At 71.7% G+C, this 12,215-nt stretch carries 9 protein-coding genes; 7 read left to right on the top strand and 2 right to left on the bottom strand.

Annotated features, from left to right (window positions below):
• The first annotated feature begins 137 nt into the window (after positions 1-137).
• The 4 genes from ACO0M4_RS03580 (at position 138) to cimA (ending at position 5,232) form a co-directional block, all read left to right on the top strand.
• Positions 138-1,178: an agmatine deiminase family protein gene (locus ACO0M4_RS03580; protein WP_430368149.1), complete on the top strand. Its 1,041-nt coding sequence runs from the start codon at positions 138-140 to the stop codon at positions 1,176-1,178.
• A 43-nt stretch (positions 1,179-1,221) separates the two neighbouring features.
• Positions 1,222-1,839: a TetR/AcrR family transcriptional regulator gene (locus ACO0M4_RS03585; RefSeq protein ID WP_430368150.1), complete on the top strand. Its 618-nt coding sequence runs from the start codon at positions 1,222-1,224 to the stop codon at positions 1,837-1,839.
• Between the two features lie 183 nt (positions 1,840-2,022).
• A complete protein-coding gene (locus tag ACO0M4_RS03590) occupies positions 2,023-3,339 on the top strand; it encodes an MFS transporter (protein ID WP_430368151.1) in 1,317 nt (438 codons plus the stop codon).
• Positions 3,340-3,621: 282 nt separating this feature from the next.
• Positions 3,622-5,232 (top strand): citramalate synthase, encoded by a 1,611-nt coding sequence (gene cimA, locus ACO0M4_RS03595; RefSeq protein WP_430368152.1) that lies wholly within the window; start codon positions 3,622-3,624, stop codon positions 5,230-5,232.
• A gap of 82 nt (positions 5,233-5,314) precedes the next feature.
• Here cimA and ACO0M4_RS03600 read toward each other — a convergent pair whose 3' ends face one another.
• The gene (locus tag ACO0M4_RS03600) at positions 5,315-5,932 is read right to left on the bottom strand and encodes a YceI family protein (RefSeq protein ID WP_430368153.1); all 618 of its coding nucleotides are present in this window, start codon (positions 5,930-5,932) and stop codon (positions 5,315-5,317) included.
• A gap of 300 nt (positions 5,933-6,232) precedes the next feature.
• Here ACO0M4_RS03600 and ACO0M4_RS03605 point away from each other — a divergent pair, with 300 nt between their 5' ends.
• From ACO0M4_RS03605 to ACO0M4_RS03615, 3 genes are all read left to right on the top strand, one after another.
• A complete protein-coding gene (locus ACO0M4_RS03605; protein WP_430368154.1) occupies positions 6,233-8,695 on the top strand; it encodes a polysaccharide lyase 8 family protein in 2,463 nt (820 codons plus the stop codon).
• Between the two features lie 215 nt (positions 8,696-8,910).
• Positions 8,911-10,494 carry an acyl-CoA carboxylase subunit beta gene (locus ACO0M4_RS03610; protein ID WP_430368155.1) on the top strand — a complete coding sequence of 528 codons (1,584 nt, stop codon included), beginning with the start codon at positions 8,911-8,913 and terminating at the stop codon, positions 10,492-10,494.
• A 53-nt stretch (positions 10,495-10,547) separates the two neighbouring features.
• Positions 10,548-10,763, top strand: coding sequence for an acyl-CoA carboxylase epsilon subunit (locus tag ACO0M4_RS03615; protein WP_430368156.1), 216 nt, complete (start codon positions 10,548-10,550; stop codon positions 10,761-10,763).
• An 84-nt stretch (positions 10,764-10,847) separates the two neighbouring features.
• Here the strand turns inward: ACO0M4_RS03615 and ACO0M4_RS03620 are convergent, their stop codons facing one another.
• Positions 10,848-12,125, bottom strand: a complete 1,278-nt coding sequence (locus ACO0M4_RS03620) for an MFS transporter (RefSeq protein ID WP_430368157.1) — start codon at positions 12,123-12,125, stop codon at positions 10,848-10,850.
• Positions 12,126-12,215: the final 90 nt, after the last annotated feature.

Consider the following 12,215-nt stretch of genomic DNA (forward strand, 5'->3'; position numbering starts at 1 on the left):
CTTCCTCCGACGACGCCAGGGCCGCCGGACCAGCCGCTCCGTAACACCGTTACAGACGCACCGGTACGCCGCCCGCCCGCCCCACTCCCTTCCGTTCCGCGACCCCGCGCGCACCCCCGAGGACCGAGGACCCCCGTATGAACACGCCCGCCGCCGACGGCTTCCACATGCCCCCCGAGTGGGCCCCGCACGAGCGCACCTGGATGGCCTGGCCCGGCCCCAACTTCACCTTCGGCACCGAAGGCGGCGAGACGCTCGCCGAGGCCCGCACCGCCTGGGCCGCGGTTGCCCGAGCGGTCCGGCAGTACGAGCCGGTCACCGTGGTGGCCGGCCCCGGCCAGCTGGAGGGCGCCCGCGCCCTGCTCGGCGAGGGCATCGACCTGGTCGAGCGCCCCCTCGACGACGCCTGGATGCGCGACATCGGCCCCACCTTCCTCACCAACGACCAGGGCGAACTGGCCGCAGTGGACTGGGTGTTCAACGGCTGGGGCGCCCAGGAATGGGCTGCCTGGGACCGCGACGCGAAGATCGCCGAGCAGGTCGCCGGGCTCGCCGGGGCCCGCCGCTACGCCACCTCGCTGGTCAACGAGGGCGGCGGCATCCACGTCGACGGCGAGGGCACCGTGCTGCTCACCGAGACCGTGCAGCTCGACCCGGGCCGCAACCCCGGCCGCACCAAGGAAGAGGTCGAGGCCGAGATCCACGCCCACCTCGGCACCACCAAGGCGATCTGGCTGCCGCGCGGCCTGTACGCCGACTACGGCCAGTTCGGCACCCGCGGCCACGTGGACATCGTCGCCGCCTTCGCCCGCCCCGGCGTGGTGATGGTCCACACCCAGCCCCACCCCGACCACCCCGACCACGCGATCTGCAACGAGATCGTCAAGGTGCTGCGCGATGCCACCGATGCCCGGGGCCGTCAGCTGGAGGTCGTGGAGGTCCCGGCACCGACCGTCATCGAGGAGGACGGCGAGCTGGTCGACTACTCCTACATCAACCACCTGCAGTGCAACGACGGCATCGTGCTGTGCGCCTTCGACGACCCGCGCGACGAGGAGGCGGCCGCGCTCTTCCGCCGACTGTTCCCCGGGCGCACCGTCACCCTGGTGGACGCCCGTACGATCTTCGCAGCGGGTGGCGGTATCCACTGCATCACCCAGCAGCAGCCGAAGGTCTGATGCAGCTCTGATCGACCAGCCCGTCCCGACCCCGGAGGTCCCCGTGCCCCCTCCCGTACGCCGTCCCCGGCGGCGGCTCAGCCAGCCGCGCGAGCAGGTGCTGGCCGCGGCGATGGCCACCATCGCCGCCGAGGGGCTGGACCGGCTGACCATGGCGGGACTGGGTCGCGAGGTCGGCATGAGCAGCGGCCACATCCTCTACTACTTCGGTACCAAGGACGAGCTGCTGTTCCAGACCCTCCAGTGGAGCGAGGAGCAGCTCGGCGCCGAGCGCCGGGCCGCCCTCGCCCGCCGGGTCTCCGTCCGGGAGCGCCTGGACGCCCTGGTCGACCTCTACCTCCCCGAAGGCCACCGCGATCCGCGCTGGACCCTGTGGCTGGAGGTCTGGGTCCGCTCCCAGAACGCCGACGAGGAGACCCGCGAGCGCCAGCTCGACCTGGAGCTGGCCTGGCACCGCGACCTGGTCGCCCTGCTGGTCGAGGGCGCCTCCAGGGGCGAGTTCCGGGCCGTGGACGCGGAACGCTTCGCCACCCGCACCCGGGCCCTCCTCGACGGCTTCGGCACCCACCTCGTCGTCGGCCTCCCCGGCACCGAGCGCGCACAGGTGGGCCGCGAGGTCCGGCAGTTCCTCGACGAAGCGCTCATCCCGCCTACGGACTGACGGCGACGGACTGACGCCGGCGGACTGACCGCCGAGAGGCTGACCGCCGGCGGACCGACCGCCTCCGGATCGGCCCCCCGCCGCCTGCACCCCGCGTCCGTGACCACAACGCACGCAAGTACGCGCGATCGTTGCCGCCCCGGCTCTTGCCGACGGCCCGTCGGTCCGCGACCGTGATCGGCTATGGGACGAGAGCAATGGAAGAAGATCTGGGTCGGCTCGGCCGGCAACATGGTCGAGTGGTTCGACTGGTTCGTCTACGCCAGCTTCGCGGTGTACTTCGCCGATGCGTTCTTCCCCAAGGGGAATGACACCGCCAACCTCATGAACACCATGGGGATCTTCGCCGTCGGCTTCTTCATGCGCCCGGTCGGCGGCTGGCTGCTGGGTCGGGTCGGTGACCGCCGGGGTCGTAAGGCCGCGCTCACCCTCACCGTGAGCCTGATGTCCGCCTCGGCCGTCCTGATCGCCATCGCCCCCACCTACGCGGTCGCCGGCTACGGCGGGATCGCGGTGCTGCTCGTGGCCCGGATGCTCCAGGGGCTGTCGGTCGGCGGCGAGTACGCGGCCAGCGCCACCTACCTCACCGAGGCGTCCGCGCCGGAGCGCCGCGGCTTCGCCTCCAGCTTCCAGTACGTGTCGATGACCGCCGGCCAGTTGCTGGGCCTGGGCCTCCAGATCATCCTCCAGCGCAGCATGTCCGAGCAGGCGCTGCACAGCTGGGCCTGGCGGATCCCGTTCATCGTCGGCGCGCTCGGCGCGGGCATCGTCTTCTACCTGCGCCGCAGCATGCTGGAGACCGAGGTCTACGCCGACGCCGACGACGCCCAGGTCGACCCCGACCGCGGCACCATGAAGGCGCTGTGGGCCCACAGGCGCGAGGCGTTCTTGGTCATCGCGCTCACCATGGGCGGCACGGTGGCGTACTACACGTACACCACCTACCTCACCAAGTACCTCTCGGGCACCGCCGGGCTGTCCAAGCCGACCGCCTCCCTGGTGAGCTTCTGTGCGCTGTTCCTCTTCATGTGCCTCCAGCCGCTGGCCGGCAAGCTGTCGGACCGGATCGGCCGCCGTCCGCTGCTGATCACCTTCGCCATCGGCTCGACCTTCCTGACCGTGCCGATCATGACGCTGCTCAAGCACGCCGGGTCCTTCTGGCCGGCCCTGGGCCTGTCGATGCTGGCCCTGGTCGTGGTCACCGGCTACACCTCGATCAACGCCTGTGTGAAGGCCGAGTTGTTCCCGACCGGCATCCGCGCGCTGGGCGTCGCCCTGCCGTACGCCATCGCCAACGCCCTTTTCGGCGGCACCGCCGAGTACGTCGCGCTGTGGTTCAAGAACGGCGGCATCGAGTCCGGCTTCTACTGGTACGTCTCCGGCTGCGCGGCGGTCTCGCTGATCGTCTACCTGACGATGCGGGAGACCCGGACCATCGACCTGCACCGGGTCGGCAAGGGCGCCGACGACGGCACCGCCGAGCGCGTGCTCGCATCCTGAGACGGACGGGGTGGCGGGGGCGGTCGTGTGCCAGACTGCCCCCGTGCTCTCGTTCGCCACGATTATTGGCAGCAGGCGCGCCGGTCCGCAGTGACCGCCCGTACGACCCGAGTACGGCGCGGCCATCGTCGTCCCAGACCCGCGCGCAGACCTCTCGCACCCGCGAGGGGTTTTTTCGTTTCCCGGCCCACCCGCCACCGGAGACGCAGCGCGAGGGATCATGGAGGGACGGTGGAACCGGGCATTCCGGTAGACCGAGACCCGACAGGAGCCTTAACCAGCATGACGGACGTACCCGAAGCTGCCGTCCCTGACGACTTCCACGTATTCGACACCACGCTGCGCGACGGTGCACAGCGCGAGGGCATCAACCTGACCGTCGCCGACAAGCTGACCATCGCCCGGCACCTGGACGACTTCGGCGTCGGCTTCATCGAGGGCGGCTGGCCGGGTGCCAACCCGCGGGACACCGAGTTCTTCCAGCGCGCCCGCGAGGAGATCGACTTCCGGCACGCCCAGCTGGTCGCCTTCGGCGCCACCCGCAAGGCCGGCGTCCGCGTCGAGGACGACCCGCAGGTCGCCGCACTGCTGGCCTCGCAGGCCCCGGTCATCACGCTGGTCGCCAAGTCCCACGTCCGGCACGTCGAACTGGCGCTGCGCACCACGCCCGAGGAGAACCTCGCGATGGTCCGCGACACCGTCGCGTACCTGCGTTCCCACGACCGCCGGGTCTTCCTCGACTGCGAGCACTTCTTCGACGGCTACGCGCTGGACGCGGCCTACGCCAAGGAGGTCGTGCGGACCGCCAGCGAGGCCGGTGCCGATGTCGTGGTGCTCTGCGACACCAACGGCGGGATGCTCCCGGCGCAGGTGACCGCGGTGGTCCGGACCGTCCTCGCGGACACCGGCGCCCGACTCGGCATCCACGCCCAGGACGACACCGGCTGCGCGGTCGCCAACACCCTGGCCGCGGTCGACGCCGGCGCCACCCACGTCCAGTGCACCGCCAACGGCTACGGCGAACGGGTCGGCAACTCCAACCTCTTCCCGGTCGTCGCCGCCCTGGAGCTGAAGTACGGGCGCCAGGTCCTGCCGTCCGGCAAGCTCGCCGAGACCACCCGGGTCTCGCACGCCATCGCCGAGGTCGTCAACCTCACCCCGTCCACCCACCAGCCCTACGTCGGGGTCTCCGCGTTCGCCCACAAGGCCGGGCTGCACGCCTCCGCGATCAAGGTGGACCCGGACCTCTACCAGCACATCGACCCCGCCCTGGTCGGCAACACCATGCGGATGCTGGTCTCCGACATGGCCGGCCGCGCCTCGATCGAGCTCAAGGGCAAGGAGCTCGGCATCGACCTGGGCGACGACCGGGAGCTGGTCGGCCGGGTCGTCGCGCGGGTCAAGGAGCGGGAGCTGGCCGGTTACACCTACGAGGCCGCGGACGCGTCGTTCGAGCTGCTGCTCCGGGAGGAGGCGAACGGCCGGCCGCTGCGCTACTTCACCGTCGAGTCCTGGCGCGCCATCGTCGAGGACCGGCCCGACGGCACCCACGCCAACGAGGCGACCGTGAAGCTCTGGGCCAAGGGAGAGCGGATCGTGGCCACCGCCGAGGGCAACGGCCCGGTCAACGCGCTGGACCGGGCGCTGCGGGTGGCCCTGGAGCGGATCTACCCCCAACTGGCCACGATGGAGCTGGTGGACTACAAGGTCCGCATCCTGGAGGGCGCCCTCGGCACCGGCTCGATCACTCGGGTCCTGGTCTCCACCAGCGACGGCCGCGGGGAATGGTCCACGGTCGGCGTCGCCGAGAACGTCATCGCGGCGTCCTGGCAGGCACTGGACGACGCCTATGCGTACGGGCTGCTGCGCGCCGGGGTCGCGCCCCAGGAGTAGCCGCCGCGCGCCAGGTGCGCGAGGGCCCCGGCAGCGTGTGCTGTCGGGGCCCTTCGCGTCGGTCGGAGCGTGCTGCCGCGGATCAGGCGGCCTTCACCGCCGAGATGTCGAAGGCCAGCTTGACCTTGTCGCTGACCATCACGCCGCCGGTCTCCAGCGCCGCGTTCCAGGTCAGGCCCCACTCGGAGCGCAGGATCTCGGCGCTGCCCTCGAAGCCGATCCGCTCGGCGCCGTAGACGTCGGTGGCCGAACCGTTGAACTCCAGGTCGATGGTGAGCGGCTTGGTGACGTCCTTGATGGTCAGGTCGCCGGTGAGGCGGTACGTCTCGCGGTCGAGCTGCTCGACCGCGCTGGAGCGGAAGGTCATCAGCGGGAACCGCTCGGCGTCGAAGAAGTCGGGGCTCTTGAGGTGGCCGTCGCGGTCGGCGATGCCGGTGTCGATGCTGGCGATCTTGACGTCGATGCGCGCGGTGGACGCGGCCGGGTTGCCGCCGTCCAGCTTCAGCACGCCCTCGTGCTCACCGAAGGAGCCGCGGACGTTGGTGACCATGGCGTGCCGGACGGTGAAACCGATGCTGCTGTGGGCCGGGTCGATGGTGTAGTCGCCGGTCAGGGCGGCCAGGGCGGGGTCCACGTCCAGGACGGCGGCAGCGGCGGGGGTGGTGGCGGGGGCGGCGGGGCGCTTGCGGAACAGCGACATGACTTCTCCTCGGGGGACGGAGTGGGGGGGGAGGGGGAGGGAGCGGGGTGCGGACGGGGAGGCGTCCGCGGGTCGTCGAACGAAGGTCGTCGAATCCATATCGTTTAACGTTCAACGAGATTCACCGTAGCGGCATCTCGTTCAACTTTCAACCTTTGGGTTCCGGGGGTTCCGCCGAACGAGTGCCGCACCCGCCCGCCGGCACGGTCATTGCCGCCCCGCGCGCCCCCGTGCTAGACCATCGGGAACTCCCAAGTGCGCAGCGCCACACCCCAGTTGACGCCACGGAGAGGAGCGACCATGTCGCCCGCCGCCACCCCGCCCGCCTGGTCGCGCCGAGGCTTCCTCACCGCCTCCGGCGCGAGCGCACTGGCTCTCGCGCTGAGCGCCGAAGCCGGCCGGACGCCCGCCGCGGCCGCCACCGGAGCCGCCCCCGCCGACCGCAGCACCTCCACCGACCCCTTCGTCACCCTCCGCCGCCGCTGGTGCGACCTCACCCTCGGCACCGCCTACGACCCCGGCGCCGCCCCCTACGCCACCGCCCTCAAGGAGACCGGCGACCTGGCCGCCACCTACCACCGCACCATGCGCCCCACCGCCGGCTCCCTCTGGCCCGACAGCCCCTACGATCCGCCCTCCGGCATCACCCGCAGCTACGACCGACTCGCCACCATGGCCCTCGCCCACGCCCAACCCGGCACCGGCCACACCGGCGACCCGGACCTGGCCACCGCAGTCCGCACCGGCCTCGACCACCTCGACTGCACCGTCTACCACCCCGCCACCACCCCCTACGGCAACTGGTGGGAATGGCAGATCGGCAGCCCCAAACTCCTCCTCGACACCCTCGCCGTCCTCGACGAACACCTCCCCGGCGGCGCCGGCGACGACCTCCGCGCCCGCTGCCTCGCCGCCGTCGACCACTTCGTCCCCGACCGCGCCCTCGGCCCCTACACCGGCACCAGCACCGGCGCCAACCGCGTCGACCTCTGCCGCGTCGTCACCCTCCGCGGCGTCCTCGGCCGCGCCCCCGACAAGATCGCACTGGCCCGCGACGCGCTCTCCCCGGTCTTCCCCTACGTCACCCGAGGCGACGGCCTCTACGCCGACGGCTCCTTCGTCCAGCACACCTGGGTCGCCTACTCCGGCACCTACGGAGCCGTCCTGCTCGACGGCCTCGGCCGCCTCTTCGCCCTGCTGCACGGCTCCACCTGGGACATCACCGACCCCAACCGGCAGATCATCCTCGACAGCGTCGAGCACGCCTACGCCCCACTGCTCCACGACGGCCTGATGATGGACAGCGTCAACGGCCGGGCCATCAGCCGCGGTCACCTCCGCGGCGACGAACGCCACGTCCTGCGCAGCGACCACTACCACGGCCACGCCCTGATCGCCGCCATCGCCCTGCTCGCCGAGGGCGCGAGCACCGTCGAACGGAACCGCTGGCACGCCATGATCAAGGGCTGGATCGCCCGCGACCGCACCCTGCCCGTGCTCACCGACCGCCAGTACGCCGTCGCCGACCTCGCCCGCCTCGCCGCCGTCGACGCCGGCCCCGCACCCGCCGCCCCCGAACCCGTCGGCCACCGCCTCTTCCCCGCCATGGACCGGGCCGTCCACCGCCGCCCCGGCTTCACCGCCTCACTCGCCATGGCCTCCGACCGCATCACCTACTACGAGAACGGCAACGGCGAGAACCGGCACGGCTGGCACACCGGCGCCGGAATGCTCTACTGGTGGCCCGCCGGCCGGGCCGGCGACCAGTACACCGACGCCTTCTGGCCCACCGTCGACCCCTACCGCCTCCCCGGCACCACCGTCTCCACCCAGCGGCTCGCCGACAACGAAGGCGGCGGCTGGGGCGAACCCAAACCCGCCGCCCGCTGGGTCGGCGGCACCACCGACGGCACCTACGCCGCCCTCGGCCAGGACCTGCGCGGCCTCGCCTCCACCCTCACCGCCCGCAAGTCCTGGTTCGCCCTCGCCGACTGCCTGGTCTGCCTCGGCGCCGGCATCACCGCCCGCGACGGCGTCCCCGCCGAAACCATCGTCGACAACCGCAACCTGGGGGAGAACGGCACCGCCACCCTCACCGTCGACGGCACCCCCCGGCCCACCGCCCTCGGCCACACATCCGTCCACCGCCGCGCCCACTGGGCCCACCTCGCCGGCCACGGCGGCTACGTCTTCCCCGGCGGCGCCGCCCTCCACGTGCGCCGCGAGGACCGGACCGGCCGCTGGTCCGACATCAACACCACCTCCACCGCCGACCCCTACACCCGCCGCTACCTCACCCTCTGGCACGACCACGGCACCGACCCCACCGACGCCGACTACACCTACCTCCTGATGCCGGGCGCCACCCGCCGCACCCTCGCGGCCCGCGCCGCCGACCGGCACTGGCTGACCGTCCTCGCCAACGACACCGACCAGCAGGCGATCGCCGTGGACCCGCTCGGCGTAACCGCCGCCAACTTCTGGCGGGCCGGCACCGCGGGCCCACTGGCCGCCGACGGCCCCGCCAGCGTGCTGCTCCACGAACGGCGCGACCCCGGCCCGGACGGCCGGACCGCGACGGTGTGCGTCGCGGCCCCCACCCGCACCGGCGACACTCTGGAGCTCACCTGGTCCCGGCCGGTCCGCGCGATCCTCCGCCACGACCCGACCGTCGAGGTCCTGGCCACCGGCGACACCCTCCGCCTCCGCCTGACCCCCGGCACCGCCTGCGCCACCCACACCTGCACCGTGCTGCTGCGCTGACCGCCGCGCCCCGCCGCCAACCGTTGACCGACACAACATCACCCGGCTGGCGTTTGTCGGCACCACACAGACGCTGGACACCGCGTCCACCCCGCCACAGCCCAGTAGGAGGGCTACGGGCAGCGCGGTTCTGTACTGCTTGCCCACGAAATCGCGCCCGACGTTGTACGAAACCGACATCGGTGTGGGGGCCCTCGCCCACGTACCGTCGATACATGACCACTGTCGAAGATGTGCCCGCCGGCGCCAACGATGCCCGCGGGCGCGTCGCCGAACTGCACGCGATCCGTGAGCAGGTGCGGCGAGGCCCCAGCGAGCGAGCCACCGAAGCGCAGCGTGCCAAGGGCAAGCTGACGGCCCGCGAGCGGATCGACCTGCTGCTGGACGAGGGTTCCTTCAACGAGGTCGAGCCGCTGCGCCGGCACCGTGCCACCGGCTTCGGCCTGGAGGCCAAGAAGCCGTACACGGACGGTGTGATCACGGGCTGGGGCACGGTCCACGGCCGGACCGTCTTCGTCTACGCGCACGACTTCAGGATCTTCGGCGGCGCGCTGGGCGAGGCCCACGCCACCAAGATCCACAAGATCATGGACATGGCCATCCAGGCCGGTGCGCCCCTGGTGTCGCTCAACGACGGCGCCGGCGCCCGCATCCAGGAAGGCGTCTCCGCGCTCGCCGGCTACGGCGGCATCTTCCAGCGCAACACCAAGGCGTCCGGTGTCATCCCGCAGATAAGCGTCATGCTCGGCCCGTGCGCCGGCGGCGCGGCCTACTCGCCGGCCCTCACGGACTTCGTGTTCATGGTCCGTGAGACCTCGCAGATGTTCATCACCGGCCCCGACGTGGTCCGCGCCGTCACCGGCGAGGAGATCACCCAGAACGGCCTGGGCGGCGCCGACGTACACGCCGAGACCTCCGGCGTCGCGCACTTCGCCTACGACGACGAGGTCACCTGCCTCGAAGAGGTCCGCTACCTGCTGGCGCTGCTCCCCGCCAACAACCGGGAGAACCCGCCGGCGGTGGCCTGCGAGGACCCCGCCGACCGCAGCTGCGAGGCGCTGCTCGACCTGGTCCCGGCGGACGGCAACCGCCCGTACGACATGCGCAAGGTCATCGAGGAGATCGTCGACGACGGCGAGTACCTGGAGGTCCACGAGCGCTGGGCCACCAACATCATCTGCGCGCTGACCCGTTTCGACGGCCGGGTGGTCGGCATCATCGCCAACCAGCCGCAGTCGCTGGCCGGCGTCCTGGACATCGAGGCGTCCGAGAAGGCCGCCCGCTTCGTCCAGATGTGCGACGCGTTCAACATCCCGATCGTCACGCTCCTGGACGTCCCCGGCTTCCTGCCCGGCGTCGACCAGGAACACGGCGGCATCATCCGGCACGGCGCCAAGCTGCTCTACGCGTACTGCAACGCCACCGTCCCGCGGATCTCCATCGTCCTGCGCAAGGCGTACGGCGGCGCCTACATCGTCATGGACTCCCAGTCCATCGGCGCCGACCTCACCTACGCCTGGCCCACCAACGAGATCGCCGTGATGGGCGCCGAGGGCGCGGCCAACGTCATCTTCCGCAAGCAGATCGCCGAGGCGGACGACTCCGAGGCCATGCGCACCCGCATGGTCAAGGAGTACAAGTCCGAGCTCATGCACCCGTACTACGCGGCCGAGCGCGGCCTGGTCGACGACGTCATCGACCCGACCGACACCCGTCACACGCTCGTCCGCGCCCTGGAGATGCTGCGCACCAAGCACGCGGACCTGCCGGCCCGCAAGCACGGCAACCCGCCGCAGTAGCCCCCGCCGCGCACGTTCTTCCCCACATCCCGCCACGGAGAATCGAGACCGCCGTGAACCCTGCTCATGCCAGTGCCGTCACCGCCGCTCCCATCCGCGTCGAGAAGGGCCAGGCCAGCGAGGAGGAGCTCGCCGCCCTGACCGCCGTCCTCCTGGCCCGCGCCGCGCACCGGCCGTCGGCCTCGACCGGCCCGCGCCCCACGGCCGCCCGCTGGCGCCGCCTGGAGCGCCAGCTGGGCTTCCACGGCGCGACCAGCTGGCAGCGGTGACCCTGCGCTGCCGCTAGCACCCGACGACGGCCCCCACACGGGAGTGTGGGGGCCGTCGTGCGTGGTGGCGGTCCGGCGGAATCCTCAACTCCGCGCCACCACAACGGGGGAGGCCCCCTCGGGCACCCCGGGTGCCTCCGGCGCCCGCAGATACAGCGTCAGCACCGCCGCGACGACGTACAGCCCGGCGAAGATGAGGACGACCCCGGCGGGGCCCAGCGGGTCGAGGAAGACGCTGACGAGGGCGGGGCCGACGAACGCCGCGCCGCCCGCGCCGAGGTTGAGCAGGGCCATCGCGCCGCCCTTGTGGTCCGGGGCGAGCGCCGGCACCAGTGCGGAGATGGGGACGAAGCCGGCGAGGGTGACGCCGTAGAGCATGCCGACGGCCAGGGCGACCCCGTAGTGCGGGCCGACCGCCAGAGGGACGAAGTACAGGGCGAGGGTGGTCACCGCGCAGCCCAGGCCGCCGAAGGTGGCGATCGTGCGGCGCCAGCCGATCTTGTCGCCGATGACGCCGAAGAGCAGGTTGCAGAAGACGTTGGTGCCGTAGATGACGGCGAGCAGGGTCAGCCAGCGGCCTTCACCGAAGCCCAGTTCCTTGCCGAAGAAGGTCGGCAGGAAGACCAGGAAGCCGAACTCCGGGGCGGTGTTGATGATGCGGACGACGCAGCCGACGGCGACCTTGGGGTGCGTCCAGGCGATGGAGAGGCTGGAGACCAGCGACGGGACGGGGCGGACGTCCGGCGGGGCGAGCCGGGCGAAGCCGGTGCGTTCGCGGACGCCGAGCAGGCAGCAGGCACCGCCCAGGGCGATGACGCCGAGGGCGATCCAGAGGGTGCCGAAGGGGCCGAACCAGGGGTTGGTGGCGCCGGCGACGAGCGAGCCGAGGGTGGGCAGCCCGCCGGTGAAGGCGACGTAGAACCAGCCGACCGCGGTGCCCATCCGGGACGCGGGCGCGGTGGCGGTGATCCAGACCAGGAAGCCGAACGCGAAGAGCGGGTAGCCGAAGCCGCGCAGGCCGTAGAAGACCAGCATCAGCGGGTAGTTCTGGGGGCCGAGGGCGAGGGTGAGGTAGAGGACGTCGAAGACGATCCAGACGGCCAGGCCCAGTTGCATCACCCGGCGCGGGCCCCACAGGTCGGAGAGCGCGCCGGAGAGCCAGGAGGCGAGCATCACCGTGACGCCGTAGGCGGTGATGACGTAGGAGGCGCGGACCTCGGTGCCGGCGCCGTGGTCGGTCATGAACGGCGCGATGAAGCCGGACTCCACCCCGTCGCCGACCATGAACAGCAACACGCCGAGATAGCCGAAGACCAGTGCCTTGGGGATGCCGATCCGGTCGAGGAGAGTGGGGGGTGCCATGGCGCGCCTCCGGCGGGTGCGGGTGGGGCGGGTGTGATGGGAGCAGCATGATTCCTGTGAACTTCACATGCAAGGTGTGATGCCGGGAAT

It is taken from the genome of Streptomyces sp. RGM 3693 (assembly GCF_050471125.1).
Lineage (GTDB): Bacteria > Actinomycetota > Actinomycetes > Streptomycetales > Streptomycetaceae > Streptomyces.